Genomic DNA, 26,323 nt, shown 5'->3' on the forward strand with positions numbered 1-26,323 from the left:
GGTCTTTCCCGGCTCAGAGGGCGTTGATCTTGTCGACCATGCCTTCCGGCCAGTCCTTGGCGAAGTCGGAGTCCAGATAGGCCTTCTGCACATGTTTGCGGAAGGCATCGACGTCGGGTGTGTAGACCTTCAAACCCTTGTCCTTGAAGAACTGCTCGAGTTCCGATTCCAGCTTCAGCTGCTTCTGCCGTCCGGACTCGGCTGCATCGTCCGCCGCCTTCTGCACCGCCGCCTGCTGATCCGGTGCAAGGCCGTCCCAGACCTTCTTCGAAAAGGCGAGGTAGTTCAGGTCCACGAGGTGGCTGGTCAGGCAAATCTGCTTGGTGACCTCGTAGAATTTGGAGTCCTTGTCGGATGGCAGCGGATTGTCCTGCCCGTCGATCGCACCGGTCTGCAACGCGGTGTAGATTTCGGTGAACGCCACGGGCACCGGATTGGCGCCGAGCGCCTTGCCCAGAAACTGCCAGGCGTCGGTTCCGGGCATTCTGAGCTTGACGCCGGCCAAATCGTCCGGGGTCTTGATTTCCTTGTCGATGCGAAGGTTCAATTGGCGGCGGCCGAGATACATCACCGTCAAGAGCTTGACGCCGAGTTCATCTTCCACCTTCTTCTTCATCGGGTTCATGAAGTCGGCCGCGAAAACCTTCTTTTGATGCGCGGCGTCACGATGCAGATAGCCGGCGGTGAATATCCCCCATTCGGGATAGAGCGAGGCCAGTTCCTGCGCCGAGGTGATCGACATTTCGAGATTGCCGCGGGCGATTGCTTCCAGCTCGGTGCCTTGCTTGAACAGTTCGGCGTTCCAGTGTGGCTCGAAAGTGGCGAAGGCGCTGACCGCGGGGGCGAAAACGTCGGTCAGCGCCACCGCGCGCTGGTCGCCAGGCGTCGCCGGCGAGGAGAGTCGGAGTGTGATCTTGTCCTGCGCCCTCGCGCCGGACGACATCACGGACAAGGCGGCAAATGCCATTGCGGAGCCGCCGAGGAACCGGCGGCGATCGAGGGTGATGGTCATGCTTTCCTCCCTGAATTGCATGGGCGGTGGTCAAACCGTCTGGGCAAACCATGCCACGTTCATAATGGTGCTTCAACCCACGAACAGTGCAATCATCATAGATTTGTCATTTTATCAGACACAATATCGCTTGAGCTGGGCGTTACGCCGAACCGGCCTTCTTCTTCTGGAATTCGGGCGCGCTGGCCAGCAATCCGCGCTCGACGCCTGCCTCGACATGCTTGCGCAACACCATTTGGGCTGTGATGGCGTCGCGCGCCAACGCCGCATCGAGCATCTGCCGATGCTCGTCAGCGGCGATCTGACCGCGAAACGTCAATGAAACCATTTGATACCGCAGATATTTATCGAATACGGCGGCATGCGTATCCATCAGCACCTTGGAGCCGCAGGCAGAGATCAATGCCTGGTGGAACTCCCAGTCATAGCGCTTCCATTCCTTGGCGATCGAGTGGTCGCCTGAAATCATGCGCCTTTCCATTTGCTGAAGCTTGTGGTGCGCCGCGACCACGCGGCCTTCCCAATCCATGTCGCCGGAGGCGAACGACAACTCCATCGCATAGCATTCGAGCAGTTGCCTCAAGGCGGCGATTTCCTTCAGATCCTGAGGTGACACTGGCGCGACCTCGAAACCACGCTGCCCCTCGGCGGTCACCAGCCCGTCGGAGGACAAGCGGTTTAGGATTTCGCGCAGGGTAGAGACGCTGGCGCCATAAAGGTTTTTCAGCCTGTCAAGCTTGAGTTTTTCGCCGGGTGTGAGTCGGCCGAAAATAATGTCGGCGCGAATCTGCCGGTACGTTGTTTCAGATATTGTCGAATTCTGCGTGTTTTCATGCATTGCAAAAAAATATCATAAATTTTCTGAAATACCATAGATCATGCCGCTGAACCGGTCACCTGGCCAGCCTGGCCATGCAGGCGTACAGCCAGCATGTCGGCGTCCTACCATTCACAAAATTGCGACTGGCTTGGAATAGTTTCCGATCGGCCTCGGTATATGGAGCATCAAGGCGAACTTCGTCCGCCCTTCTCATTTGGAGGATCTCCAGGTGCCCGAGCGCTACGTCGCTATGCTGAAATGCTGGGTCTAGTGCGAGCGTTCGAAGACCGGCGCCAACGGATTTTTGCTCGCGTCCGGAAGCTCCGCCCGTCAGAACCGGTTCCCCTTCCCCGTTCCCCAACTGCTGGCCGCTTCCCGCGGCAACGTTTCACCAGCCCGAACGATCGGGTTGCGTTCAGGTCATAATCGAAAGGAGAAAGCCATGGAGGACAATCAAACACTGTCGCAACGCTTCGACGACTACCAACCTTCCAAGACAATCTGGTTCTGGTCGGTAGTAGGCGCCGCGGTGCTGACGATGATCGTCGGTTTTACCGCCGGCGGTTGGACCCTGGCAGGAACAGCGGCGGAAATGGCGAAGACCTCAGCCATCAAGGCGAGGGCGGAACTGGTCGCCAATCTTTGTGTCCAAAAGTTCGTCACGGCGTCCGACGCGAGCCAGAATCTGGCCAAGCTAAAGGAAACATCCTCTTACCAAAGAGATGGTTTCATCAGCGATGGTGGGTGGGTCAAACTGGCCGGCATGAAGAAGGATGCTCCCGGCGCCGCGGATCTGTGCGCGGACAAGTTGGCTGCGATGGATGCGATACCCGCTCACGACGTTTCCCAGAATCAGACGAACGGTTCATAGCCCAACGCTAGAGTTCGCCCGGCAGCGAGAGTTTGCCGGGCGGCGGTCAGAGAAGCTCAAGCGCCGCAAGGACGCTTTCAGCGACGTTCCCAACACGCCAGAGCCGGAAGCACGGCTCGGGTGGCCCCCTTCCATGGTTTCTGATGGTGCCGGGCGGTGATGATCGACCCCTTCTACATTCGATGGTGAATGCGCATGAAATCGAGAGCTGCTTTCGGTTTCCCAATGGTCGGCGGGGAGATCAGACATCACTTGTATGTCGCGCTCGCCCGCTTCATTCTGGCGACCGCATCGCTTGCAGCATCCGCGACGACGACGGGACTGCGAGCAGAGGCCGGTGCTCTTCCTCTACCCCGCTTTGTCTCGCTGAAAGCTTCGTCCGCCAATCTGCGTGTCGGGCCTGGTGTCGGCTACGACATTGAATGGGTCTTTACGCGGCCGGGCATCCCGCTGGAAATATACCAGCAATATGGCAATTGGCGCAGGGTAAGGGATTGGGACGGAACCAGCGGATGGATCTATGGACCGCTGCTTTCAGGCCGCAGGACCGGCATCGTCGCGCCCTGGGCCAAGGACGACGTTGCGCTGTGCAAGAAGCCGACAATTGACAGCCCCATAACTGCCTTGCTCCAACCTCGCGTTCGCGTGGAACTGACGCGCTGCGACGGGCAATGGTGCGCGGTGGAGTTGGGCCCGATGTCTGGCTTTGTCAGGCAAATCGGTTTGTGGGGCGTTTATCCCGGCGAGGTGCTGTAAAAGGGCGGCACAATTCGACCGGGGTCGTCCAAACCAACCAACAAGCGATCACCCCGACGTGCTGATCATCCTGATTTCCATCTGGTGGAGCTTGTGATGGGCCGACACGACCCTGCCCTCCCAGTCCATTCGCCAGCGGCGAAGGACAATTCCATCGCATGGCATTCCAGCAATTGCCGCAGCGCCGCGATCTCCTTGAGATCCCCGGGCGAGACCGGCGCGACCTCGAAGCCCCGCTGCCCTTCGGCAACGACCGGCCCATCGCGGCGGAGCCAGCGCAACAGGGTTTCGCGCGACAACATGCCGAGGATCAGCAGCGGCAGCGCAGCACCGATGTCGAACAGAACCATGGTCGCAGCCGCCTAGCAGAGATTTATGAACCGGGACAATCGGCAAGATCCGCGCCAAAAAATGCCGCCGGAAGCTTGTGCTGAGCGCATGGAGGTTGAAAATGTTCGCGCCACGCTATGTTACTTACTGGCTGTGGGGTTTCTTCCGCATCTTTGACGGCACTTGCAACTCGGCCGGAAAGGATTGCGAGGGGGCAGGTCTCAGCCAGCTAAGGGTGTCTTGTGTTATTGTCTAACATTTGAGGTCGGCGGCGTGTCCACCATGTGTCCGTTGCCGCATAGGGAGGAAAGACAATGGACGGAGAAACGCATTCCAAATCAAGGCGAAGCTTTCTGAAGTCGAGCGGACTTGTCGCCGGGCTCACGGCGACGGCGGTTGCGGCTCCCTGGGTTCGCAGGGCCGGAGCAGCGGATACCATCACCTGGAAAATCCAGACCTCGTGGCCGGCGGGCGTCGGGCTCGAAACCTTTCAGAACTGGTGCGGGACCATCAGGGACAAGACGGGAGGCCAGCTCGCATTCCAGCCTTTCAAGGCCAAGGATATCGTTGGCGATTTCGAGCTTTTCGACGGCGTGAAGAACGGCGTTCTGGAAGCGATGAACTCGTTCTCGCTATACTGGGCCGGCAAGCTTCCGGCGACCGCCTTTCTTTCGTCCTACACGATGGGACTGCGCTACCCGCATGAGTGGGACATCTTTTTCTATTCAAAAGGTGGCCTGCAGGCTGCGCGCGACCTTTATGCCGCTCAGGGCCTTTACTACGTCAACCGCATTCATCACGGCCCGAACATCATCCATTCGAAGACGCCGATCCGTTCGATCGAGGATTTCAGGGACCTCAAGCTGCGCGTGCCGGGCGGCATGATTGCCGAGACGTTCGCGAAGGCCGGCGCCAAGACAACGCTGCTGCCGGGCGGCGAGGTGTTCTCCGCGCTGGAGAAAGGCACGATCGATGCCGCCGACTACACAGGCCCGGCGGTGAACTGGGCACTCGGGTTCCAGCAGGTGACCAAGTACATTTCCATGGGGCCGCCCGGATTGATGTCGGTGTATCAGCCTGTCGACCTGATGGATTTTGCCGTCAACATGAATGTCTGGAACCAACTCCCGGACAATCTCAAGAAGTTCGTCGAAGACGAAATCCAAGTCTATTCCAATATCCATTTCGGAGCCATCCAGAAGGCCGACATGGCGGCCTGGCAGAAATTCCTGGATGCGGGAATTGAAATCAATCGGCTTGGACCCGACGATTTGCAGAAGTTCCAGGAAATCGCCGTTCCGATCTGGTTCGAGTGGGCCAACAAGGACAAGGACGCGGCGCGCATCTTCAAGCTGCAGCTTGAGGTGATGGAAAACCCGACCGTCGGTTACGTCACGCCGGACATGTATCAGGGGTTGTCGATCAACCTGTGAAGCCACTTGGCGTCCGTCGGTGACGGCGGACGCACTCTCCTTCAACAGGCGTTCACCTATGCCCTCACTCACTTTTGTGCTGCCGCACTGGCTTTACTGGTCGAGCCTCGTGCTTTTCCCGCTTGCCGCGGTCTTCTTTGTCTACCGCGAGCGGGCACAACGCGACGCGGGCCGCGCCAACCTGTTCCTCGCCTATTTCTTTCTGATCACCGCCGGATTTCTCGGCATGCATCGTTTCTACCTGAAGAGCCGCTGGGGGTTCTTGTTCATCCCGTTCTTCGTCGCCGTGCTCTGGACGAGTGGTCAGGTGCGCGACGGACGCGAGGCATTGTCGCTGGCGCGGTCGCAGGCCGAGCATGCCGAAAGGGTCTTGACGCATGCCAAGGCGGACGTTGCATCCGGCAAGGCCGGCGCCGCCGATCGCCTCGCCAAGGCCGACGCGGATGCGGTGAGCGCCCGCGACAACAACGCTGCCGCCATTGGCGGGCTCGTCCGATCGAACAACCTCGCGCGAATTGCCGGAATTCTCCTCGGCATCGTTCTCGTGGGCGACATCTTTCTAGTGCCCGGCCTGGTTCGCCGCGCCCGGGAACGTGAGGGGCAACCGGCCCCTACCGACGTCCACCCTCTCGTGACCGACGTGCCCGTCACACCCGTCAAACAGCCACTCGCTGTTTTCCGGCCCGTTGACTGGCTGGTCAGGGTGACGGGCGAGTTGGTCGCCTACTGGGCAGTCCTCGCGGTCATCGCCTACTACTACGAGGTCGTGGCGCGTTACGTTTTCAACTCGCCGACGAACTGGGTGCACGAGAGCATGTTTCTCATGTTCGGCATCCAGTACATGCTGGCCGGAGCCTATGCCTATCGCGACGAAACCCATGTCAGGGTAGACATCATCTACAGCCATCTCTCGGAACGTGGCCGTGCGATCTGCGACATCATCACCTCGGCCTTCTTTTTCCTGTTCACGGGCACCATGCTCGTCACGGGCTGGCGTTTTGCCAGTGACGCAATGGCGGTTGGCGAGCGTTCTTTCACCGAATGGGGTATCCAGTACTGGCCGGTAAAGCTCGCCATCCCCATCGGGGCGGCGCTGCTGTTGCTTCAGGGTCTGTCCCGGCTGATGCGCGACATCGCCATTGCCACCAGAAGGATCGGCTGAGCGATGGGTCTCGAACTTCCGATCCTGTGGCTCAGCATATTGATGTTCGGGGGCCTGGGCGTACTTCTGCTGCTCGGGCTGCCGATGGCCTTTTGCACCGGCAGCCTTGCTGTGCTTTTCCTCTTCCTGTTCGGCAATTCGGCCATGCTGAACATGCTGCCCTCCCGGGTCTTCCCGTTCATGACGGATTACCAGCTCTCGGCGGTGCCGCTCTTCATCTTCATGGCCGCGATTCTCGAGAAGGCGGGTATCATCGAGGAGTTGTTCGACGTCGTCTACAAATGGCTGGGCGGGCTGAAGGGCGGGCTCGCCTCGGCCACTGTGATCTCCTGCACGCTGCTGGCCGCGATGGTAGGCGTGGTCGGGGCGACGGAAGTGACGATGGGCATGATAGCGCTGCCGGCGATGTTGCGCCGAAACTACGACGCCAAGCTCGCCTGCGGCTCACTTCTCGCCGGCGGGACGCTTGGCATTCTCATCCCACCCTCCGTCATGGCGATCGTCTACGCCGTCGTCGCGCAGCAGTCGCTGGGCGAACTTTTGATCGGGTCGGTGTTTCCCGGGCTACTGCTGTCGGGAATGTATGTCGCTTACGTTACGGCGCGCTGCTACATCAACCCGAAGCTCGGACCCGCGTTGCCGCCGAACGAGCGCATCGCCTTCACCGAAAAACTCAAGCTTTTGCGCCGCACGTTCATGCCGATACTGCTGATCCTGCTTGTGCTCGGGGTTATCTTCATGGGCATTGCCACGCCTGTCGAGGCCGCCGGCATCGGTACGTTCGGTGCCTTCATCGTCTGCGCCGCACACCGGCGCCTGACCTGGGGCACGATCCGCGACGCCAGCGTATCGACCCTGAAGGCGACGGCGATGGTCATGTGGATATTTTTCGGCGCCACCATGTTCGTCGGCTTTTTCATCTTGAAGGGCGGGCAGAACTTCGTGGCCGAGTCCATTCTGGGAACGGGTCTGGCGCCCTACGGCGTTCTTATTCTGATGATGGCGATCCTTTTCGTCCTCGGCATGTTTCTGGACTGGGTGGGAATCCTCCTTCTGACCGTGCCGATCTTTCTGCCCATCCTCAAGTCGCTTCAGTTCGGCGGCGCGTTTGGGTTCGCCGGCGTGGCTCCCGAAGACGTCCCGCTTTGGTACGGCGTCATATTCATGGTCAACATGCAGATGGCTTTCCTGAGCCCGCCGTTCGGCTATTCGCTGTTTTACCTGAAGAGTGTTGCGCCGCCGGAGATTTCAATGGCGACGATCTTCAGATCCGCGGTTCCCTTCTTGTGTCTGCAAGCGATCGGAGTGGGCCTGTGCATTGTGTTCCCCTCCATCGTCGTCTGGCTGCCGAAGGTCATGTACGGCGGCAATTGACTGGCTTGGCTATTCGAGGCCGGCGGAACAATCGAATTTGATAGTTTGCGCTTGAATGGCGCCATATTTTTGCGTTCCTTGGCACTGTGTCGAGACCGATTTTTGAAACCATACTGGCTGTGAGTGCTGGCGTTGCACTGTCGACCAGTCTTGGCTATCTCGCCTACGCCGCGCCGGGCGACGCGGTGTCCATGCTGGACTGGCTTACCAGTCCGCTCACCTTCAGCACCTTCCTATGGGCCGCTCTCGGGGCAATATTCGGGCTCAGCGCCTTGCAATTCCGGCGCGGCCGCGGATCCGTCAGCCGCATCGCCCGGCCCGTGACCAGGAAAGGCGATGACGGACAGAAGCCAGCGACATGCGTGAGGCAGAGGCCCGAACCGCGTCGCATGAATCCGCTCGAACGCGACGTGCTTTAAGGTGCTGCTGCAGCCGCCAGGCTATCCGCCCTCCGGCGTCTCTGCAGCCAGAAAACCAGCCCGAACAGCAAGAGCGCCGGAAGCACGAACCAGTAGCGTGACGGCCGGCTGCTCGGCACCATGACCCCGATGATTTCGTCTCCGGGCTGCAGACCGAATTTTGCCGCCTGGCTGCCGAGACGCACGATCCCGACTGTCATCGTGTCGCCGAGCGCACTCACGGTCAATCCCGCGCTTTCCAGCCGCTCCGCCGCATTTTTGCCTTCGGCGAGATCGAGCCTGATCAGTTTCTCGATCTCGTCGCCGTTGATGTTGACCGTCTTCAGCTTGACACGAACCGCTTGACCGGCGGGCGTGGCATCGATCGTCTGGTTCAATTGCGATACGGGTTTTGCAACAAAGGGCTCATCAACCAGATCGAGCCAATAGCCCGGCCGAAACAGCGTGAAGCAGATCAGCAACAGCGCAATGGCCTCGTACCACCGGTTGCGAACCAGGAACCAGTTCTGCGTCGCCGCCACGAAGGCCACCATTGCCAGCGCCGACGTGGCGATGACCATGATGAAATCCAGCGGCCCCTGGATGTCGATCATCAGCAGGCCGTTGTTGAAGATGAAGATGAAAGGCAGCAGTGCCGTCCTGATTTCGTACTTGAATCCCTGAAAGCCGGTCTTGACCGGATCGGCGCCCGAAATCGCGGCCGCGGCATACGCCGCCAGACCGACCGGTGGCGTCACATCGGCCATCAGCCCGAAATAGAAGACGAAGAGATGCACGGCTACCAGCGGTACGGCCAGGTCGTTCTGCGCGGCGAGGTCGACCATCACCGGCGCCATCAGCGTGGCGACGACGACATAGCTGGCCGTGGTCGGCATGCCCATTCCCAGAATGATGCAGATGAGGGCGGTGAACAGCAGCATGACGATGAAGCTGCCGGCCGAGATGAATTCGACGAGTTCGGTCATCACAAGCCCGACACCGGTCAAGAGCACCGTGCCGACGATGATGCCGGCCGTCGCCGTGGCGATGCCGACCGTGGTCATGTTGCGCGCCGCGGCCGACAGTCCCTCGATGAGATCGACGAAACCTTCGCGCCAACGCGGCATGAGATCTTGCTTGCGAAAGAACGCCGTCAGCGGGCGCTGTGTGACGACCAATACCATCAAGGCGGCGGAGCCCCAGAAGGCGGAAAGGCCGGGCGAAAGCTCCTCGACCATCAGGCACCAGATGAGGAGCACCACCGGCAGCAGGAAATGCAGGCCCGTCCGTGCCGTCTCACCGAAATGCGGAATTTCCAGGATATCGCCCTTGAGGCTGTCGAGCGGCAGGTCGGGATGCTTTGCCCTGTAAGCGACGAGACCGACATAGACGACGGCAAGCGCCGCGACGATCATCCAGGTCGCGGCGCTGCCGAACACGGTCTTGGTCCAGCCGATGCCGTAATAGACGAGTCCGGCCAGGATGACGAAGGCGCAGATGCCCATCAGCGAGCGCAGCGCCCCTTGCAAGGCGGGATGGCGGCTGCGCGACGGCAGGCCCTTCAGGCCCATCTTCATCGCTTCGATGTCGACGATATAGAAGAGCGAGCCGTAGGTGAGCAGCGCGGGAAAGAAGGCGTGCTTGACCACCTCGGCATAGGAAATGCCGACATATTCGGCGATGAGGAAGGCGGCCGCCCCCATCACGGGCGGCATGATCTGCCCGTTGACGCCGGCGGCGCATTCGATGGCGCCGGCTTTGACCGGCGTATAGCCGACGCGCTTCATCAGGGGAATGGTGAAGGTGCCGGTGGTGACGACATTGGCGATCGACGATCCGGAAATCATGCCTGTCAGGCCTGAGGCGACGACCCCGGCCTTGGCGGGGCCGCCGCGATATTTGCCGAGGATGGAGAAGGCAAGCAGGATGAAATAGCCGCCTGCCCCGGCACGCTCGAGCAGCGTTCCAAACAGCACGAACATGAAGACGACGTTGGTCGAGACGCCGAGCGCGACGCCGAACACGCCCTCGGAAGTGAGCCACATCTGCGAGGCGGCGCGCGACAGCGTCGCGCCTTTGTGCGCCAGAAGGCCGGGCATATAGGGGCCGACGAAAATGTAGATCAGCATCAGCCCGGCGATGACGGTGATGGCGGGACCGACGGCTCGCCGGGCGGCTTCCATCAGTATCACGATGCCGATGATGGAGATGACGAGATCCGCGGTCGTGGGGAGCCCGGGCCGGGTGGCGATCTCGCCGTAGAAGACGACGAGGTAAAGCGCCGCCGCAGCGCCGGCTATGGCAAGGATCCAGTCGGGCAATGGAACGCGGCTGCGTGAAGAGCTTTTGAAAGCGGGGAAGGTGACGAGCGCCAGGAACAGCGCAAAGGCCAGATGAATGGAACGCGCAATGCCGTCGCTGACGACGCCGAAACCGAGCATGAAGGGGATCGGCGAGGAGTACCAAAGCTGGAACAGCGACCAGGCCAGCGCGACCGCCAGGACCAGATGCGCGGCCAGACCGGTAGGCTTGCGGCCGCCCGTATCCGCTTCCGCGACAATCTCGTTCAGTCTGTCGATATCGACGTCTTCAGGTGCTCCTGCCTTGCGGAACTGGTCTGTCATTGTTCCCCTCGACCAATTGTTTTTTCATTTTGGTCTTTTCGGCTCCGTGGCCGGACCGCCCCTCGGGCAGCCCGGCCCTGCTGAAGCTCAGAGCCAGCCTTTTTCCTTGTAGTAGCGCTCGGCGCCGGGATGCAGCGGCGCCGAGAGGCCGGCCTTGATCATCTCCTTGGGGTCGAGATTGGCGAAAGCCGGATGCAGCTTCTTGAAGTCGTCAAAGTTCTCGAAAACCGCCTTGACCATTTCGTAGACCACGTCGTCCGGGGTCTTGGCGCTCGTCACCACGGTGGCGCGCACGCCGAACGTCGTCGTCGGATCGGGATTGTTGGCGTACATGCCGCCGGGGATGGTCGCGACCGAATAATAGGGGTGCGCCTTCACCAGCGCGTCGACGGCGGGGCCGGTCAGCGGAACGAGCTTGGCGCCGCAGGCGGTCGTCGGATCCTGGATCGCGGCTGACGGATGTCCGACGCCATAGAAGAAGCCGTCGATCTTGTTGTCGCAAAGCGCACTGCCCTGCTCATCGGCCTTGAGCTCGGCGGCTAGCGAAAAGTCCTTCAGGGTCCAGCCCATCTGCTTCAACAGCTCTTCCATCGAGGACCGCGTGCCGGAACCGGGATTGCCGACATTAAAGCGTTTGCCTTTGAAATCCTCGAAGGTCTTCACGCCCGCATCGGGCCGCGCCAGCACGGTGAACGGTTCGGGGTGGACCGAGAAGACCGCGCGCAGATCCTTTACCGCCTTGCCGTCGAAATTGCCGACGCCGTTATAGGCCTGAAACTGCACGTCGGACTGGGTAAGGCCGAAATCGAGGTCGCCGGTATTGATCGAATTGACGTTGAAAACCGAACCGCCGGTCGATTCGGTCGAGCAGCGTATGCCGGTCTTCTGCCTGTCCTTGTTCATGAGCCGGCAAATGGCGCCGCCAACGGCATAATAGACGCCGGTCACGCCGCCGGTGCCTATGGTGATGAACTTCTGCTCGGCGAACGAGGGTGTGGCGGCAAGCAGACACCCCGCCGCGCCCGCGGCTATCAGGGTTTTCAGCAGACTACGCATTTCGACTACCTCTCTGGTGGTTTGGTCCGGCCTTGCGCCGGGCTCTGGTCAGGCGCGTCCCGCCAAGTCGGGAGCGCGCAAGGCTGCATCGACGGCATCGCCGAGCCGTTCGACGATGGCATCGATGTCCTGGCTGGTGGAAATGAACGGCGGCGCGAGCAGCACATGGTCGCCTCTGACGCCGTCGATCGTGCCGCCCATGGGATAGACCATCAGGCCGTTGTTCATGGCTTCGCGCTTGATGCGGACGTTGAGCTTCAGCGCCGGATCGAAAGGCTCCTTCGAACCGCGGTCGGCGACCAGTTCGATCGCCTGGAACAGGCCACGGCCGCGAATGTCGCCGACATGATGATGATTGCCGAAGCGTTCGCCCAGGCGCCGTTGCAGATGCATGCCCATCGCCTTGACGTTGTCGAGCAGATGGTCGCGACGGATCACCTCCTGGACGGCAAGGCCGGCCGCCGCGGCCATCGGATGACCCATATAGGTGTGGCCGTGCTGGAAGAAGCCGGAGCCGTTGGCGAAGGCGTCGAAGATATGCTGGCCGAGCAGCACGGCGCCGACGGGCTGATAACCGCCGCCTAGCCCCTTGGCGATGGTCATGAGATCGGGAACGACACCGTCCTGTTCGCAGGCGTGAAGCGTGCCGGTGCGGCCCATGCCGCACATTACCTCGTCGAGGATGAGCAGCACGCCGTAACGGTCGCAGATGGCGCGGACGCGCTTCAGGTAGTCCGCCACCGGCGGCACGGCGCCGGCGGTCGCGCCGACCACCGTCTCGGCGACGAAGGCGATGACCTCGCCGGAGCCGAGTTCGAGTATCGTGTCCTCCAGGGCCTGTGCTGCCCGCGCTGCGTAGTCGGCATCGCTTTCATCAGGCAGTTGATGGCGATAGGCGAAACATGGATCGATATGATGGGTTTCGATGAGAAGCGGCTGAAATTGCCGCCGCCGCCATTCATTGCCGCCCGTGGCGAGCGCGCCAAGAGTGTTGCCGTGATAGCTCTGGCGGCGGGCGATGACGTGACGCCGCCGCGGCTCGCCTTTCTCGACAAAATATTGCCGCGCCATCTTCAGCGCCGCCTCCACCGCTTCCGATCCGCCGCTCAAGAGATAGGCATGGCTGATCCCAGCCGGGGCGTCTTCAACCAGCCGGTCGGCCAAACGTTCGGCCGCCTCCGTACTGAAGAAGCCGGTGTGGGCATAGGCGATGCGGTCGAGTTGTTCATGCAAGGCGGCGATGACGTCGGGATGGCCGTGGCCGAGACACGACACCGCCGCGCCGCCGGATGCATCGATGTAGGAGCGGCCGTCGCTGTCGAATATCTGGATGCCTTTGCCGCCGACGGCGATCGGAAGCGAACCTTTGGTGGTGCGATGGAGAAGATGGGTCATTTCTTGCCGAGCCGCGGTTTCAGATGAACATTGAGCGCCGCATGGTGTTCGTCGGTACGTCGTATCTCCGCCAGCGCCTGCTCGCCGCCATGGCCGGCGACGACCGCTGCCAGGATTTCCGCTACGGCGAAGGCCGGCGCCATGGTGTGGAGGAAGGATGGGGTCTGCGTTGGAACGAGGATGACCTCGGCCGCGATCTGGGCGAGCGGCGCCACCTCGCTGTCCGTGATCGCGACGACGCAGACACCGCGTCCGGCCGCATATTCGGCGACCTCGACCGTCTGGCGGGTGTAGGGGAGCACGCTCGCCACGAGCAGCACATCGTCATTGGTGGCGCGGCCAATCGCGTCGGCACCGGTTCCGGCCACGCCGTCGAGCAGCACCGATTTCTCGCCAACGAGCGACAGGACATAGTGGATATGCCAGGCGACAGGATGGCTGGAGCGCAGGCCGAGGCAATAGATCCGGCGCGCGGCCGAGAGCCGTCTCGCCGCAGCCACGATGCGGTCCAGCCTATCTGGCCTGGCAAGCTGGGCGAACTGGGCGGCTAGCGAGTCCAGCATCTCGGCGGCTTGAGCGCGGTCGCCCTTGAGCTTCTGGCTGCGCAGCTGGACCCCCGCTTTTCCTGCAAAGCCGGGATATCCGCTGCGCACCGCCGCGGCGTAGGAATCGCGCACGACATCATATCCTTCGAAGCCGAGATGCTGGGCCAGACGCGTCATGGTGGCCGGCTGCACCCCCGCCTGCCGCGCCTGCTCGCGCATGGAAAGCAAGGCCACGTCGCTCGGATGGTCGAGCATGTAGCGAGCCGCGGTCTGCAGCTGCGCCGACATGCCGTCAAACTCCGCGACGATGCGTTCCGCCAAAGGCCCCTGGTCCATCGAGGCAGTCTGCCGCGCATCGATTTTGTTTGCAACAAGTGTTTCACAAGTTATGTTGGTGATCCAATTGTCCAGCCACCGGTATGCGCATGCAGTCCCAATCCTCGGACAGGCCCGTCGCGATCGCCGTCGCGCCGAATGGCGGCAGACGCAGCAAGGCCGACCATCCAGGCTTGCCGATGACGCCGGCCGAACTGGCGCGGACGGCGGCCGAGTGCCTCGAGGCCGGCGCGGCCATGATTCACCTGCATGTGCGCGACCGGGATGGCCGGCACATTCTCGACTCCGACGTCTATCGCGCCGCCACCGCTGCCATTCGACAGACGGTTGGCAATGCAATGGTGGTGCAAATCACCAGCGAGGCGCTTGGCGTCTATCAGCCCGGCAGGCAGATGGAAGCGGTGCGCGAGACCAGGCCCGAGGCCGTCTCGCTGGCACTGCGCGAGCTTGTCCCGGACCGGGATGCCGAGCCGGTTTTCGCCTCGTTCCTCGACTGGCTGAAGCGCGAACGCGTGTTGCCGCAGATCATACTCTACGATCCCGGCGAGGCACTGTACCTGTGCGATCTACAGCGGCGGGGCATGATCCCCTGGGATGACGTTCCCGTGCTCTTCGTCCTTGGCCGCTACACGACATCGCAGCAATCGGCGCCCACGGATCTGCTACCGTTTCTTTCGCCAGGTATTCCGGCCTTCAGTTCCTTCATGGTCTGCGCCTTCGGCCGCGACGAGGCTGCCTGCGTGTCCGCCGGGGCGCTGCTGGGTGGAGATGTCCGGGTCGGCTTCGAGAACAATCTTCTGCTGCCGGACGGTTCGACGGCGCCCACGAACGCATCTCTGGTCGATACGGTCGCGCGTATGCTCCGAGGCTTTGGACGGCCAATCCAGACCCCCGCCTCATTGCGCCATGCCTGGGGCATGGGCCACCGGTGAATGGATGATCAATCGTCCATCGCAAAGTCGCAGGATCGTCATGAGTATGGGGAGCCATGGAACCCATGTCAGCCTGGCCATCCTGGGTAGCCAATGTTCCGACACAGAGAATCGGCCTTGGAAATTCGAACACCTTGTCGGGCGCCGCTCTCATGCATATATGTCATGCTGTGACATAAATTCCGCATCGAAGACAGCCCCAACGGTCAGTTAGCCGGCTTTGATTCCGGAAGGCAAGAAACCGTTGGTCCGCCCAAGCGAGCGGTTCTGTTCATGTCTGCGATGTAACGTACGAGGTCTGGTTATGGCTCAGGGTTGGTTTGCCGCTCCTGTATCGGTGACGGTGGGCATCTTCGGAAGCATCAGAAACATCATTAGCGCGCGCCAGGCGGATGAACTGCTCCGTGAAAGGCTGTGCCATGGCGGCTCACCCAAAATTCTGGCCGCTCATCATGCCTGTCGAGCCGCGATGGAAGATGAAGCAAAGGCGGAAGCCGCCCGAATGGCATTCATCGAGGCCGCACGGGAAGCGCGCCTGTTGCCCGGCAACTGAAGAAAACTGTTCATCGCGGGTCGGCACTGTCTATACGCCGAGGTAGCGCTGCAATAGTTCCGGCTGCGCCTTGATCTCGGCGGCCGGTCCTTCATGGGCAATGTGGCCGTTGTTGATGATATAGACGCGCTTTGCAAGCGCCAAGGTCGCGGCCAGGTTCTGTTCGACCAGAACGATGGTCTGCCCGGCCTCGGCCAGTTCGCGACAGGCTTTGACGAGATCCTGGACAATAACCGGGGCAAGCCCTTCGAACGGTTCGTCCAGCAGGACGATCTTCGGGTCGCGCACGAGCGCGCGGGCGATCGCCAACATCTGCTGTTCGCCCCCGGAGAGGTCCGTGCCCCGGCTGGTGCGCCTCTCCTTCAGCCGCGGGAACATCTCGTAGATGCGCTCGAGCGGCCACCTGTTATCGGCGGTCAGGCCGGCAAGGATGATGTTGTCCTCGACATTCAGGCTGCCGAAGATGCGGCGATCCTCGTGCACGAGTTGCATGCCGAGTTGCGCGATTCTGTGCGCCTTCCTGCCCGCCAGTTCCTGGCCATCGAACTTGATGCTGCCTGTGCGCGGCGTGACGACACCCATCAGGCTCTTCAGCGTCGTCGACTTGCCGGCGCCGTTCCTGCCAAGGAGCGCGACAACCTCGTTTTTCTCCACGCGCAGCGACACGTCGAACAGAATGTGGCTGTCGCCGTAGTAGCTGTTCAGACCTTCGACCTCGAGCAGGCTCATCAGGCAATCTCTCCGTGAACGCCGCCGAGATAGGCTTCCTGCACTTTTGGATTGGTCTTGATCTGCTCCGGGATGCCGTGAGCGAGGATGCGACCCTCTTGCAGCACAGTGACCGTCTCGACCAGTTCAAACAGCGAATCCATATCGTGGTCGATGATGATCATCGTGCGGCCGCGCGCGATCGACTTCAGCAGCGCAACCGTTTCGACGCGTTCGCGCGGACTCATGCCGGCCAGCGGCTCGTCGAGCAGCAGCAGGCTCGGCGAAGTCGCCAGCGCCAGCCCGATCTCCAGCCGGCGCTTCTCGCCATAGGCGAGTTGCGAGACCAGCGTGTCCGGGCAGTGCGTCAGGTTGACCAGCGCCAGCGTGCGCTCGACCTGCTCGTCGAGGCCCGGGATCTTGCGGATATTGCGGAACAGGTCGAGCCTGAACTTGCCGCGGATTTCGCCAAGCGCGGCGATTGTAAGGTTCTGCCTGACGGTCAGCCGGTCGAAGAGCTGGTTGATCTGGTAGCTCTTGGTCAGTCCGAGCTGGCAGACATCCGTCACGCTCATACCGGTGATGTCGCGGCCCTCGAACACGATTTTGCCCGAGGTCGGCGACACCTCGCAGGTAAGCATCTTGAAGAAGGTGCTCTTGCCGGCACCATTTGGTCCGATGATGCCCCGCGTCTCACCATGGTTGATGGTGAAGTTGATATCGCTGTTGGCCATCAGGCCGCCGTAGCGTTTGCTCAATCCCGTAGCCTGCAAGATGGGACCGGAAGCGTGGTCCGTGGAACGGTGGCGCGCCGGCATCGCCTCGACGACGACCGGCGACGAACACGGCGCGATCGGCGGGGTGATTGCTGCCGCCTCGACGGGCTCAACGGTTTTCCTGGCGCCCGTCGCCAGGTCGTAGACGTCCGCGATGGCGCCGACGATACCGCGCCTCAGGAAGACGACCAGCAGCACGAAAACAATGCCGAGCACCAGCTTCCATGTCGCGCCAAGGTGGAGCGTGTTCTGGAAGAAATCGCTGAGGAAAAGCCACACGGTCGCTCCCACCAGAGGCCCGAACAGTGTGCCGGCACCGCCTATCGCGGTCTGCATGACGAGTTGACCTGATGTATCGAACATGAACGCATCCGGCGGCATGAAGCCCTGCATGACGCCGAGCAGGCCCCCGGCAAAGCCGGCGTAGATCGCGGCGACCACGAAGGCGGTATGCTTGTAGGCGTGGATGTTGTGGCCGAGCGCGGCCGCGCGCAGGGGATTGTCGCGGATGGCGGAAAGAATGGCTCCGACCGGCGAGCGCACGATACGCAGGGCAATCACCAAGCCGACGAAGTACCAGAATGCCAGGAAGGTATACGTCGCCCAGTCGGAATCGAACCTAAGCGTGGTGAAACCGAGAAAGACGCTCGGCGTCGGCACGCCCGGCAGACCGTTCTCCCCTCCGGTATAGGCCGATAGCGGGTTGAACTCGACGAAGAAGAACACTTCCGAGATCGCCACGGTGATCATGGCGAAATAGATGCCGGTGCGCCGGAGCGCGACCATCCCTACGAGATAGCCGACGAAGCCGGCGACGACAGCGCCGATGACGATCGCCACCATGACGTAAGGAAAATTCAGTTCGGTCAACAGGTAGGCGGCGAACATGCCGCCGGTGCCGTAGAAGGCGGACTGGCCGAAGGAAAGCAGGCCGGTGTAGCCGAAGAGGATGTCGAAACCGAGCCCGAACAGGCCCCAGATCAGGATGCGGTTGATGGTTGTCGGCGCGAAGCCGAGATGCGGCAGGACGAAAGGCGCGGCGATCAGTGCGATCACCGTCAGCACCTCGACGAGGAAGGAGCGTTTCATGTTCATGAGCGGACCGCGTTCACTCGCGGCCCGCCGTCCCGAGCAGTCCGTAAGGACGCAGCACCAGCACGAGAGTCATCGCCACGAAAAGCATGACATAGGCATAGCCTGGATTGAACATCGAGGTGATGGAGATGATCTCGCCTGCGATGATGCCGCCGAGCACCGCACCCGGGAACGATCCGACGCCGCCGATGACCACCACGACGAAGGTCTGCACCAGGATCGCCTCGCCGACATCAGGCGCGATCGATACCACCGGCGCGTTGACGATGCCGGCGAAGCCCGCCGCCATGGCGCCGATGCCGAACACCAGCATGAAGACCTTGTAGACGTCGATGCCCAGCGAGCCGACCATGACCGAATCCTCGATGCCAGCGCGCACGATCATGCCGATGCGGGTACGGTAGAGCACGAAATAGAGCGCCAGCAACGCCACGGCAACGATGCCGAGCAACGCCAGACGATAGGTCGGGTAGACCATGAAGCCGAGATTGGTGATGCCTTGGAACAGGCTCGGTGGCGGCACCGTCTTTGACAGGCTGCCGAAGAAGAAGCGCACCCCCTCGACGAAGACGATGCCCAGTCCGAAGGTGACGAGGATCTGATCCTCCTGCGGACGAGCGTAGAAGTAGCGGATGATAAGCCGCTCCATAAGGACGCCGACCATCATGACGAAGAGGGAGCCGGCGATGAGCGCAACGATGAAGGAGCCCGTATAGTCATAGGCGACCCAACCGGCATAGCCGCCGAGCATGAACATCGCGCCATGCGCAAAGTTGAGCACGCCGAGCGTGCCGTAGATGATGGTCAGACCGGAGGAAATCAGCGCCAGAAGCGCGCCGAGCACCAGCCCGTTGAAGCATTGCGAAATGAAATTAGCCCAATTGACCACGCTGCCGCCCGCTTTGAGGTTGATGAATAGCCTGTCGCGTTGCCGTCCAGCCCGCCATCATGACAGGCAATGCGTTGCCATGCGATAGTTAATCGGCCAGACCTCAAGCGGCAAAGACACTGCTTCGCGCCCTCTTTGGTCTGCCGTAAACGGGATGAAGTCCTTCTCCGCATCGATGACGCGGAGAAGGCAGTTGTGACCGTCAGGTGTAATCGCCAAGCTTGCAGCCGAAGGCGTCCGGCTTCTGCATCAGCCCTTCGCCCGGCACGACGTCGAGCACCTCCCAGAAATCCTCGTCGTTCTTCATGTCCTTCGGCGCCTTGCCGCGGACGATGACGACGGGACGGATCAGCTGATGGTCCTCGGGCCGGAACTTCACGTCGCCGACCATGGACGGGAAGGTTTCGCCCTTCTCGTATTGTTTGATGACGTCCGGCGGATAGAAGGTGCCGGCTTCCGAGACCATGCGCGCCCAGATGGCGAACTGCATGTAGCTGTTCTCGGCGCCCCATTCCGGCCGGTAGTTGTACTTCTTCTGGAACTCGTCGACGAACATCTTGGCGAGCGGATACTTGTCCTCCATCGTCCACCAGAAATCAGTGGCGGCAAACACGCCTTCAGTGAGTTCGGCACCGACCTCCTTGGCCAGGAACGGAATCTGGTAAGGGATCACCATCTTCATGTTCGGCGTCAGGCCGAATTGCTTGGCCTGCTGCACCGACAGCACGGCGTCACGCCCCCAGTTGACGTTGATGATGAACTCGGCACCGGAATTGGCGATGTTGGTGAGATACTGGCTGAAGTCCTGCGTGCCCAGCGGCGAGATCTGATTGGTCACCATTTCCCAGCCGCCATTGGCTGTCAGATAGTCGTTGACCGACTTGGTTACCGTATGGCCATAGGTGTAGTCGGGCGTCATGAACGCCGCTTTCTTGCCCTTGCCGAAGTTCTTCAACAGCACCGGGCCTATAGCGTTGGCGCAAGTCTCACCATAGACGCACTGGCGGAACGAGTAGCGTGCGCAATCCTTGCCGGTGGTGTCGTTCGAGCCGGATATGGCCACCAGATAGAGGATCTTCTCACGTTCCGCGAACTTGTTCAGCGCCACCGCGACTGCCGACGAGGTCGACCCCGTCATGGCGATGATCTTGTGGTCGTTGATGAACGTCTGCTGAGACTGCACGGCATTGTTGGGCTTGGCACCGGAATCGGCGACGACAAGTTCCACCTTCTTGCCGAGCACACCCTTGTCGACCTTCGGCGCGATCTGCTTGAGCAGATCGCTACCGGCGTTGATGTGCTCGACGGCTAGCTGCATACCCTTGAGCTCGTCCTCACCCTGTACGGCATAGGCGCCAGTGCGCGGCACGGTGGCGCCGATATAGACGGTGTCGCCCTGTGAGCCTGCCGGCCATGTGCCGATTGCCGGCTTGTCGTCCGCGGCATAAACCGGACGAATGAAGGAAGCCGGCAACATGAAGCTGCCGGCAAAGCCGGCACCAGCATGAAGCAAGGTACGGCGGGACAGGTTGGCTGGTTTATGATCGTCGAATAGCATCGGATATTCCTCCCTCGGCAAGACCTCCAGGGGCACTCGTTGTTGCCCCATTTTCCTCCGGCCGTGGAAACAAGCCGGATCGCACTGGCATTCGCAGCCGCGGGAGCGGTTCGGTCAATGCAACTTTCGTTGGATGATTTGGATTAATGATCTAGATTAACAAGCCACCGCAGGATGCTGTGGACGATCGGCCTCTCGCAGTTTGGAACATTGGTATGCCACTGACCGGTCACGCGATCATGACCAGACTGACGCGCGTCATGAAACTGGACGCGGCCGACCTCGCCAGTCTTGAAGCAATCTTCGAACGCGACGTGACTGTCAGGAAGCGAGAGGAACTCGTCATCCATGGGTCGCAGTTCCGGAGCCTGTGCTTTATCAAAGAGGGCTACGCGATCCGCTACAGGCTGCTGCGGAGCGGCAAGCGACAGATCCTCAAGCTCATCCTGCCCGGCGACGTCATCGGGTTTCCGGTCAGCTTTTTCGATCGGTCCACCTATGCTGTCGTGGCATTGACGGAATTGACGTGCACCGTCTGCTCGCTCGATTCCTACATCCGTCTCTGCTACGAGCAGCCGCAATTCGGGCTGGTCTTGAGTTGGCTCGCCGCGCAGGAGGCAGCGAACTACGCGGAGCACATTGTCAATCTCGGCCGCCGCACACCGATCGAACGGTTGGCCCACCTTCTTCTCGAGATTCATGCGCGCCTTGTCGAGGTAGGACTTGCGCCAGAGACGAGTTTTGATCTGCCCTTCTCGCAGGAGGTCATGGCGGACGCACTCGGGCTGAGCGTGCCACATCTCAACCGGGTCATGCAGCAGCTGCGCGCCGAACAGCTGATCACCAGCAAAGCGCGGCTCATCGCGTTGAGCGACCCCGCGGGTTTGCGACGACTGGCCCAGTATCAGCCGCAGAACCTCGTGCCGATCCCCTTGCTGGAACGGCACCACTGACGACAGAGGCCACGCCTGGCGACGGTCGCGCGTCAAACGAATGTCGTATCGCCCCTCTTGCCCCGGAGCGCTTGAACTCCAGTTTCAGGCTCTAGCCAATGGCGTTCCCGAACGGCTTTGGTTGATGCCACCACCAGCCTGCGGCTCATTGCCGATGGCACAACAAAAGACGCTTAGGGAGGAGACACCATGTCAAACAGCATGCTTCATCTGGCCGGCGCCTTGCTGGCCGGCGCGGCCCTCGCATTTTCATCGGGCGCGGCATCCGCGGACGACATCGTGCTTGGCGCATCGGTGCAGTTGACCGGCGCCTCGGCCAATACCGGCCGCTATTACAAGGACGCCTACGAGTTCGCGATCGACAAGATCAACGCAGCCGGCGGTGTCACCGTGGGCGGCGAGAAACACAAGCTGGCGCTGAAAATCTACGACAACCAGTCGGATGTGAATTTGAGCGTGCGGCAGTACACGCAGTTGGTCTCGCAGGACAAGGTCGCCCTGCTGCTCGGGCCGTTCGCGTCGAATTTCGCGCTGGCGGATTCGGCCGTTTCGGAAAAGTACCGGATACCGATGGTTCAGGGCGGCGGCGCGTCCGACCAGATTTTCTCGCGCAAGTTCAAATACATATTCGGCACGCTGGCGCCGGCGAGCAACTATTTCGGCTCGACGGTGAAGATGCTGAAGGAACTCGACCCGGCACCCAAATCCGTCGCGCTTCTCTATGCCGACGACGCTTTCGACGTCTCGGTAGCGGATGGCACGCGGCCATTGCTGAAGGATGCGGGGCTGACGATTGCCATGGACGAGAAATACAGTTCCAACGCCAGCGACTTCAATTCGCTGCTGTCACAGATCAAGAGCAATGGCGCCGAGGTCGTCCTGGTAGCCGGCCACGAAACCGAAATCCTCAATTTCGTGCGCCAGGCGAAAAGCCTCGCCGTCGCCCCAAAGCTCTACTCCTTCACCGTCGGCGTACCGAGCGAGGATTTCCGCAAGGCGCTGGGCGCCGACGCCGACTATGCCTTCGGCATGACCGCCTGGCTGCCTTCGGCGGAGCTGAAGGACAAATGGTTCGGCAATGCCGCTACCTTCGCCAAGGACTACAAGGCGAAATACAACTACGATCCCGATTACCACGCCGCGTCGGCCGCGGCCGATGTCGAGGCACTGGCACAGGCGATCGAGGATGCCGGTGGCACCGACCCCGCCAAGGTGCGCGATGCGCTCGCCAAGCTCAACCTCGACAGCCTTTACGGCAAGATTGCCTTCGCCGAAAACGGTCAGATCAACCTGTCCCAGACGGTGATCCAGGTTCAGGGAACGGAGCTCAAGGCGATCTATGGCGCCAACGGTTTCGTCGAGAAACCGAAATATCCGATGCCGGCCTGGGACAAGCGCTGACCTTTGACAAGGTCGGACTGAGGGGAACGGCGTGGATCTGCTGGCGCAAATCCTGATCAACGGCATCCTGCTGGGCGGCCTCTACGCCATCATGGCGCTCGGGCTCGCCCTTGTCTGGGGCGTGCTCAACATCGTCAACTTGGCGCATGGCGCCTTCATCATGCTGGGCGCGTACCTGTCCTGGCATCTCTACACCTATCTCGGCATCGACCCTTTCCTCGGCCTGCCGATGACGGCCATAATCATGTTCACGCTCGGCTACGCGGTGCAGCGCGGTCTGCTCAACCTTGTCGTGCGCGGGCCGATGTTCAACACGTTGCTGATCACCTTCGGTTTGGAGGTGGTGCTGACCTATCTGGCACAGCTTGCCTTTTCCGCCGACTTCCGCACCATCAACCCGCCCTATGCCGGCAATAGCATCGCGCTCGGTCCGGTCGTACTGCCGCAGGCGCGACTGATGGCGTTCGGCGTCGCCGTCGTGCTGACGCTCGCCATGTGGGCTTTCCTGCTGCGCTCCAAGCTTGGCCGCGCCATCCGCGCCACCGCGCAGAACCTCGTGGCGGCAAGGCTTTACGGCGTCGAGCCGCGTCACCTTTATGCCGTGACCTTCGGCATAGGCATCGGACTTGCCGGTGCTGCCGGCGGGCTTTACGGCACGGTGTCGCAGATAAATCCCTATATCGGCGCGGCATTGACCGCCAAATGTTTCGCCATCTCCATCATCGGCGGACTGGACAATCCGTTCGGCGTCCTGATCGGAGGGCTGTTCCTCGGCATCATCGAGTCACTGGCGGTGCTCTATATCGGCGCGACTTTCGCCGACGTGGCAAGCTTCGGCGTGCTGGTCGCCGTACTGATCGTGCGGCCGAGCGGCCTGCTGGGCAAAACCGCATGACCGCTCTCCGCATAATCATCGCGTTGGTCGTGATCGCCGCGCTCGCCACCGTGCCGTGGTTCGGTTCGGACGTGCTGGTCCAATTCGGCATCAATGCACTGCTGCTGGCTGTTCTGGCGCAAGGCTGGAACATCATCGGGGGCTATGCCGGCTATGCCTCGTTCGGCAATTCGGTGTTTTACGGCCTCGGCAGCTACGGCGTCGCCATCGCCATGGTCCAGTGGGAACTGCCCTTCGCCATCGGGCTGGTGTTCGGCGTGGCGCTGGCCCTCGTCTTCGCTTTTCTGCTCGGCCTGCCGGTGCTCAGGCTCAAAGGGCATTATTTCGCGATCGCGACCCTGGCTCTGGCGCAGGTCATGATCGCCATTGTCTCCAATATCGAATTGGCCGGCCAGAATATCGGCCTCGTGCTGCCGCCGCTCAACAACGACCCGTTGTTCTACGAACTGGCGCTCGGGCTGCTGGTGCTGACGACGCTGACCATCTTCTGGCTGACACGGAGCCGCTTTGGTTTCGGACTGATCGCCATCCGGGAGAACGAGGAAGGTGCTGCCGTCATGGGCGTCAACACGACGCTCTACAAGGTGCTCGCCTTTGCCCTCTCCGGCATATTCAGCGCGCTCGCCGGCGGCATTCACGCCTACTGGATCACTTTTCTCGACCCCGAAAGCGCCTTCGACATCAGCCTCAACGTCAAGATGATCATCATGGCCGTATTCGGCGGGCCGGGCACCATCCTTGGCCCTGTCGTCGGTGCCTTCACCCTTTCAGCGGTGTCGGAATTCCTGTCGAGCGAGGTGACCAGTGTCGCCGGCCTGTTCTTCGGCATCGTGGTGGTGGCCGCCGTGGTGCTGATGCCGCGTGGGCTGGCCGACGTGGTGCGTCGTTTCCGCAAGTCGGGATGGCGCTATTTCATCGAGAACATCCGGGCACATCGCATATGAGCACGATCCTCCAAATCAGCCATGCCACGCGCCGCTTCGCTGGGCTGATCGCCGTCGACGATGTCTCCTTCACGCTCGACGAAGGCGAAATCCTCGGCGTCATCGGGCCCAACGGCGCAGGCAAGACGACGCTGGTCAGCCTGATCAGCGGCACGCTGGCGCCAAGTTCCGGCGATATCATTTTCGCCGGACAGTCGATCGCCAAACTGCCTGCTTACCGGCGCGCTCGGCTCGGTATTGGCCGCACCTTCCAGATCATGCGGCCCTTTCCCGGCCTGTCGGTTCTGGACAATGTCGCCGTCGGCGCGCTGTTCGGCCACGGCGGTGGCGAAGCCGATCTCAACCGCGCGCGCGAAAGGGCGCGCGGCTACCTCGACTTCGTCGGGCTTGGCAAATCCGTCGACCAGCGCGCCGACGAACTTGGCGGCCCGGGCCGCAAGCGGCTGGAACTCGCCAAGGCGTTGGCCATGCAGCCGAAGCTTCTGTTGTGCGATGAGGTGATGGCGGGATTGAACCACGTCGAGATCGACGAGGTGATCGACGTCATCCGCAAGGTGCGAGATCAAGGCATCTCCATTCTGGTGATCGAACACGTCATCAAGGCGATCAAGAGCCTGTCGGACCGGCTGCTGGTGCTGCACCATGGCGAAAAGATCGCCGACGGCGCGCCGGATGCGGTGCTCTCCGACAAGACGGTGGTCGAGGCCTATCTCGGCAAGAGGCGCGCATGAGTGCCGCGGCGAAGAAAGGCCAGGCGCCGCTGCTGAAGGTCGCCGACCTTGGCGCCGGTTATGGCGGCATGCCGGTGCTGCGGAACGTTTCGCTTGAAGTGCACAAGGCCGAGATCGTCGCCCTGGTCGGCGGCAATGGTGCCGGCAAGACGACATTGCTCCGCGCCCTGTCGCGTGTGATCGCCGCCACCGGAAAGATCGAATTTTCCGGCCGGGATCTGGTGCCGATGACCTCGGACGAAGCGTTTGCGTCAGGGCTCGTGCAGGTGCCGGAAGGCCGACAATTGTTCGATCGCATGACCGTCGAGGACAATCTCTTGATGGGCGCCTACCGGCGCAGCGACAAGGCGGCCGTGCAACGCGATCTCAAACGCATGTACGGCCTCTTTCCCCGGCTTGGCGAACGCAAGAAGCAGCTTGCCGGATCGATGTCGGGCGGCGAGCAGCAGATGTGCGCCATGGCGCGCGGGCTGATGGCGGCACCCGTCCTGCTTATGATCGACGAGATGAGCCTTGGCCTGGCGCCGGTCGTGGTCGAGCAGTTGATGGCGGTGCTGGCGACCATCCGCGACGAGGGCGTGACCATCCTTCTGGTCGAACAGGACGTGCATCTGGCGCTGTCGGGCGCCGACCGTGGCTATGTCATGGAGACCGGCCATATCGTGCACCGGGGCGCGGCCAAGGAACTCATCGACGATCCCGAAGTTCGCCGCGCCTATCTGGGGCTTTGAACCCGGGTTGGTCTTCCGCCTTTCGGGCACACGAAAGCCTGACCG

24 protein-coding genes and 1 pseudogene are annotated in these 26,323 nt (G+C 61.5%); 14 read left to right on the forward strand and 11 right to left on the reverse strand.

The features are described from left to right. Positions 1-13: 13 nt before the first annotated feature. A complete protein-coding gene (locus FJW08_RS16265) occupies positions 14-1,012 on the reverse strand; it encodes a sialic acid TRAP transporter substrate-binding protein SiaP (RefSeq protein WP_140811446.1) in 999 nt (332 codons plus the stop codon). Between the two features lie 142 nt (positions 1,013-1,154). Continuing rightward, complete coding sequence (locus tag FJW08_RS16270; protein WP_140760811.1) at positions 1,155-1,850, reverse strand: GntR family transcriptional regulator; 696 nt, start codon at positions 1,848-1,850, stop codon at positions 1,155-1,157. A gap of 424 nt (positions 1,851-2,274) precedes the next feature. Here FJW08_RS16270 and FJW08_RS16275 point away from each other — a divergent pair, with 424 nt between their 5' ends. Together FJW08_RS16275 and FJW08_RS16280 are read left to right on the forward strand one after the other, a co-directional pair. Continuing rightward, on the forward strand, positions 2,275-2,703 hold the full coding sequence (locus tag FJW08_RS16275; RefSeq protein ID WP_140760813.1) for a hypothetical protein: 429 nt from the start codon (positions 2,275-2,277) through the stop codon (positions 2,701-2,703). A gap of 189 nt (positions 2,704-2,892) precedes the next feature. Continuing rightward, positions 2,893-3,459, forward strand: a complete 567-nt coding sequence (locus tag FJW08_RS16280) for an SH3 domain-containing protein (RefSeq protein ID WP_246682376.1) — start codon at positions 2,893-2,895, stop codon at positions 3,457-3,459. A gap of 75 nt (positions 3,460-3,534) precedes the next feature. Here FJW08_RS16280 and FJW08_RS16285 read toward each other — a convergent pair. Next, positions 3,535-3,752 (reverse strand): annotated as a pseudogene (locus FJW08_RS16285) (GntR family transcriptional regulator); the annotation flags it as partial. Between the two features lie 351 nt (positions 3,753-4,103). Here FJW08_RS16285 and dctP point away from each other — a divergent pair. From dctP to FJW08_RS16305, 4 genes are all read left to right on the forward strand, one after another. Beyond that, positions 4,104-5,222 (forward strand): TRAP transporter substrate-binding protein DctP, encoded by a 1,119-nt coding sequence (gene dctP, locus FJW08_RS16290; RefSeq protein ID WP_140811448.1) that lies wholly within the window; start codon positions 4,104-4,106, stop codon positions 5,220-5,222. A 58-nt stretch (positions 5,223-5,280) separates the two neighbouring features. Further along, on the forward strand, positions 5,281-6,384 hold the full coding sequence (locus FJW08_RS16295) for a TRAP transporter small permease subunit (RefSeq protein WP_140811449.1): 1,104 nt from the start codon (positions 5,281-5,283) through the stop codon (positions 6,382-6,384). Between the two features lie 3 nt (positions 6,385-6,387). Next, a complete protein-coding gene (locus tag FJW08_RS16300) occupies positions 6,388-7,758 on the forward strand; it encodes a TRAP transporter large permease subunit (RefSeq protein ID WP_140760820.1) in 1,371 nt (456 codons plus the stop codon). Positions 7,759-7,877: 119 nt separating this feature from the next. Continuing rightward, complete coding sequence (locus FJW08_RS16305; RefSeq protein ID WP_140811450.1) at positions 7,878-8,177, forward strand: hypothetical protein; 300 nt, start codon at positions 7,878-7,880, stop codon at positions 8,175-8,177. On the opposite strand, the gene FJW08_RS16310 is transcribed toward FJW08_RS16305, so the two are convergent. The 4 genes from FJW08_RS16310 to FJW08_RS16325 all read right to left on the reverse strand — a co-directional run bounded on the left by FJW08_RS16310 (position 8,174) and on the right by FJW08_RS16325 (position 14,112). After that, on the reverse strand, positions 8,174-10,780 hold the full coding sequence (locus tag FJW08_RS16310; protein ID WP_140811451.1) for a TRAP transporter permease: 2,607 nt from the start codon (positions 10,778-10,780) through the stop codon (positions 8,174-8,176). The genes FJW08_RS16305 and FJW08_RS16310 overlap by 4 nt on opposite strands. A gap of 87 nt (positions 10,781-10,867) precedes the next feature. Next, a complete protein-coding gene (locus FJW08_RS16315) occupies positions 10,868-11,836 on the reverse strand; it encodes a TAXI family TRAP transporter solute-binding subunit (protein WP_140811452.1) in 969 nt (322 codons plus the stop codon). Between the two features lie 48 nt (positions 11,837-11,884). Further along, complete coding sequence (locus tag FJW08_RS16320; protein ID WP_140811456.1) at positions 11,885-13,231, reverse strand: aspartate aminotransferase family protein; 1,347 nt, start codon at positions 13,229-13,231, stop codon at positions 11,885-11,887. Continuing rightward, entirely contained in the window at positions 13,228-14,112 is an 885-nt protein-coding gene (locus FJW08_RS16325; RefSeq protein ID WP_140760831.1) for a MurR/RpiR family transcriptional regulator, read from the reverse strand. The genes FJW08_RS16320 and FJW08_RS16325 overlap by 4 nt, the downstream gene beginning before the upstream one ends. An 89-nt stretch (positions 14,113-14,201) precedes the next feature. Here FJW08_RS16325 and FJW08_RS16330 point away from each other — a divergent pair, with 89 nt between their 5' ends. Both FJW08_RS16330 and FJW08_RS16335 read left to right on the forward strand, forming a co-directional pair. Next, positions 14,202-15,044: a 3-keto-5-aminohexanoate cleavage protein gene (locus FJW08_RS16330; RefSeq protein WP_140811457.1), complete on the forward strand. Its 843-nt coding sequence runs from the start codon at positions 14,202-14,204 to the stop codon at positions 15,042-15,044. 304 nt (positions 15,045-15,348) lie between these two features. Then, positions 15,349-15,597, forward strand: a complete 249-nt coding sequence (locus FJW08_RS16335; RefSeq protein ID WP_140811458.1) for a DUF982 domain-containing protein — start codon at positions 15,349-15,351, stop codon at positions 15,595-15,597. A 30-nt stretch (positions 15,598-15,627) separates the two neighbouring features. On the opposite strand, the gene FJW08_RS16340 is transcribed toward FJW08_RS16335, so the two are convergent. From FJW08_RS16340 to FJW08_RS16355, 4 genes are all read right to left on the reverse strand, one after another. Beyond that, entirely contained in the window at positions 15,628-16,326 is a 699-nt protein-coding gene (locus FJW08_RS16340) for an ABC transporter ATP-binding protein (RefSeq protein ID WP_140811459.1), read from the reverse strand. Beyond that, positions 16,326-18,176 (reverse strand): branched-chain amino acid ABC transporter ATP-binding protein/permease, encoded by a 1,851-nt coding sequence (locus tag FJW08_RS16345; RefSeq protein WP_140811460.1) that lies wholly within the window; start codon positions 18,174-18,176, stop codon positions 16,326-16,328. The genes FJW08_RS16340 and FJW08_RS16345 overlap by 1 nt, the downstream gene beginning before the upstream one ends. 13 nt (positions 18,177-18,189) lie before the next feature. Continuing rightward, positions 18,190-19,065 (reverse strand): branched-chain amino acid ABC transporter permease, encoded by an 876-nt coding sequence (locus tag FJW08_RS16350; protein ID WP_140811462.1) that lies wholly within the window; start codon positions 19,063-19,065, stop codon positions 18,190-18,192. 202 nt (positions 19,066-19,267) lie between these two features. Next, positions 19,268-20,542 (reverse strand): substrate-binding protein, encoded by a 1,275-nt coding sequence (locus FJW08_RS16355; RefSeq protein WP_224613538.1) that lies wholly within the window; start codon positions 20,540-20,542, stop codon positions 19,268-19,270. A gap of 341 nt (positions 20,543-20,883) precedes the next feature. On the opposite strand from FJW08_RS16355, the gene FJW08_RS16360 reads away from it, so the two are divergent. The 6 genes from FJW08_RS16360 (at position 20,884) to FJW08_RS16385 (ending at position 26,278) form a co-directional block, all read left to right on the forward strand. After that, positions 20,884-21,576: a Crp/Fnr family transcriptional regulator gene (locus tag FJW08_RS16360; RefSeq protein WP_181182946.1), complete on the forward strand. Its 693-nt coding sequence runs from the start codon at positions 20,884-20,886 to the stop codon at positions 21,574-21,576. 189 nt (positions 21,577-21,765) lie between these two features. Continuing rightward, positions 21,766-22,977 (forward strand): amino acid ABC transporter substrate-binding protein, encoded by a 1,212-nt coding sequence (locus tag FJW08_RS16365; protein ID WP_181178697.1) that lies wholly within the window; start codon positions 21,766-21,768, stop codon positions 22,975-22,977. A 31-nt stretch (positions 22,978-23,008) separates the two neighbouring features. Next, positions 23,009-23,872: a branched-chain amino acid ABC transporter permease gene (locus FJW08_RS16370; protein ID WP_140811465.1), complete on the forward strand. Its 864-nt coding sequence runs from the start codon at positions 23,009-23,011 to the stop codon at positions 23,870-23,872. Further along, positions 23,869-24,816: a branched-chain amino acid ABC transporter permease gene (locus tag FJW08_RS16375; protein ID WP_140760849.1), complete on the forward strand. Its 948-nt coding sequence runs from the start codon at positions 23,869-23,871 to the stop codon at positions 24,814-24,816. The genes FJW08_RS16370 and FJW08_RS16375 overlap by 4 nt, the downstream gene beginning before the upstream one ends. Further along, positions 24,813-25,547 (forward strand): ABC transporter ATP-binding protein, encoded by a 735-nt coding sequence (locus tag FJW08_RS16380; RefSeq protein ID WP_140760851.1) that lies wholly within the window; start codon positions 24,813-24,815, stop codon positions 25,545-25,547. The genes FJW08_RS16375 and FJW08_RS16380 overlap by 4 nt, the downstream gene beginning before the upstream one ends. Continuing rightward, positions 25,544-26,278 carry an ABC transporter ATP-binding protein gene (locus FJW08_RS16385; RefSeq protein ID WP_140811466.1) on the forward strand — a complete coding sequence of 245 codons (735 nt, stop codon included), beginning with the start codon at positions 25,544-25,546 and terminating at the stop codon, positions 26,276-26,278. The genes FJW08_RS16380 and FJW08_RS16385 overlap by 4 nt, the downstream gene beginning before the upstream one ends. Positions 26,279-26,323: the final 45 nt, after the last annotated feature.

Source organism: Mesorhizobium sp. B3-2-1, assembly GCF_006439515.1.
GTDB lineage: Bacteria > Pseudomonadota > Alphaproteobacteria > Rhizobiales > Rhizobiaceae > Mesorhizobium.

Bases quoted from the DNA above. Each gene is read 5' to 3' on its own strand.
- FJW08_RS16265 (WP_140811446.1), bottom strand. From the start codon at position 1,012: ATGACCATCACCCTCGATCGCCGCCGGTTCCTCGGCGGCTCCGCAATG.
- FJW08_RS16270 (WP_140760811.1), bottom strand. From the start codon at position 1,850: ATGCATGAAAACACGCAGAATTCGACAATATCTGAAACAACGTACCGG.
- FJW08_RS16275 (WP_140760813.1), top strand. From the start codon at position 2,275: ATGGAGGACAATCAAACACTGTCGCAACGCTTCGACGACTACCAACCT.
- FJW08_RS16280 (WP_246682376.1), top strand. From the start codon at position 2,893: ATGCGCATGAAATCGAGAGCTGCTTTCGGTTTCCCAATGGTCGGCGGG.
- dctP (WP_140811448.1), top strand. From the start codon at position 4,104: ATGGACGGAGAAACGCATTCCAAATCAAGGCGAAGCTTTCTGAAGTCG.
- FJW08_RS16295 (WP_140811449.1), top strand. From the start codon at position 5,281: ATGCCCTCACTCACTTTTGTGCTGCCGCACTGGCTTTACTGGTCGAGC.
- FJW08_RS16300 (WP_140760820.1), top strand. From the start codon at position 6,388: ATGGGTCTCGAACTTCCGATCCTGTGGCTCAGCATATTGATGTTCGGG.
- FJW08_RS16310 (WP_140811451.1), bottom strand. From the start codon at position 10,780: ATGACAGACCAGTTCCGCAAGGCAGGAGCACCTGAAGACGTCGATATC.
- FJW08_RS16315 (WP_140811452.1), bottom strand. From the start codon at position 11,836: ATGCGTAGTCTGCTGAAAACCCTGATAGCCGCGGGCGCGGCGGGGTGT.
- FJW08_RS16320 (WP_140811456.1), bottom strand. From the start codon at position 13,231: ATGACCCATCTTCTCCATCGCACCACCAAAGGTTCGCTTCCGATCGCC.
- FJW08_RS16325 (WP_140760831.1), bottom strand. From the start codon at position 14,112: ATGGACCAGGGGCCTTTGGCGGAACGCATCGTCGCGGAGTTTGACGGC.
- FJW08_RS16330 (WP_140811457.1), top strand. From the start codon at position 14,202: ATGCAGTCCCAATCCTCGGACAGGCCCGTCGCGATCGCCGTCGCGCCG.
- FJW08_RS16335 (WP_140811458.1), top strand. From the start codon at position 15,349: ATGGCTCAGGGTTGGTTTGCCGCTCCTGTATCGGTGACGGTGGGCATC.
- FJW08_RS16340 (WP_140811459.1), bottom strand. From the start codon at position 16,326: ATGAGCCTGCTCGAGGTCGAAGGTCTGAACAGCTACTACGGCGACAGC.
- FJW08_RS16345 (WP_140811460.1), bottom strand. From the start codon at position 18,176: ATGAACATGAAACGCTCCTTCCTCGTCGAGGTGCTGACGGTGATCGCA.
- FJW08_RS16355 (WP_224613538.1), bottom strand. From the start codon at position 20,542: ATGTTGCCGGCTTCCTTCATTCGTCCGGTTTATGCCGCGGACGACAAG.
- FJW08_RS16360 (WP_181182946.1), top strand. From the start codon at position 20,884: ATGAAACTGGACGCGGCCGACCTCGCCAGTCTTGAAGCAATCTTCGAA.
- FJW08_RS16365 (WP_181178697.1), top strand. From the start codon at position 21,766: ATGTCAAACAGCATGCTTCATCTGGCCGGCGCCTTGCTGGCCGGCGCG.
- FJW08_RS16375 (WP_140760849.1), top strand. From the start codon at position 23,869: ATGACCGCTCTCCGCATAATCATCGCGTTGGTCGTGATCGCCGCGCTC.
- FJW08_RS16380 (WP_140760851.1), top strand. From the start codon at position 24,813: ATGAGCACGATCCTCCAAATCAGCCATGCCACGCGCCGCTTCGCTGGG.
- FJW08_RS16385 (WP_140811466.1), top strand. From the start codon at position 25,544: ATGAGTGCCGCGGCGAAGAAAGGCCAGGCGCCGCTGCTGAAGGTCGCC.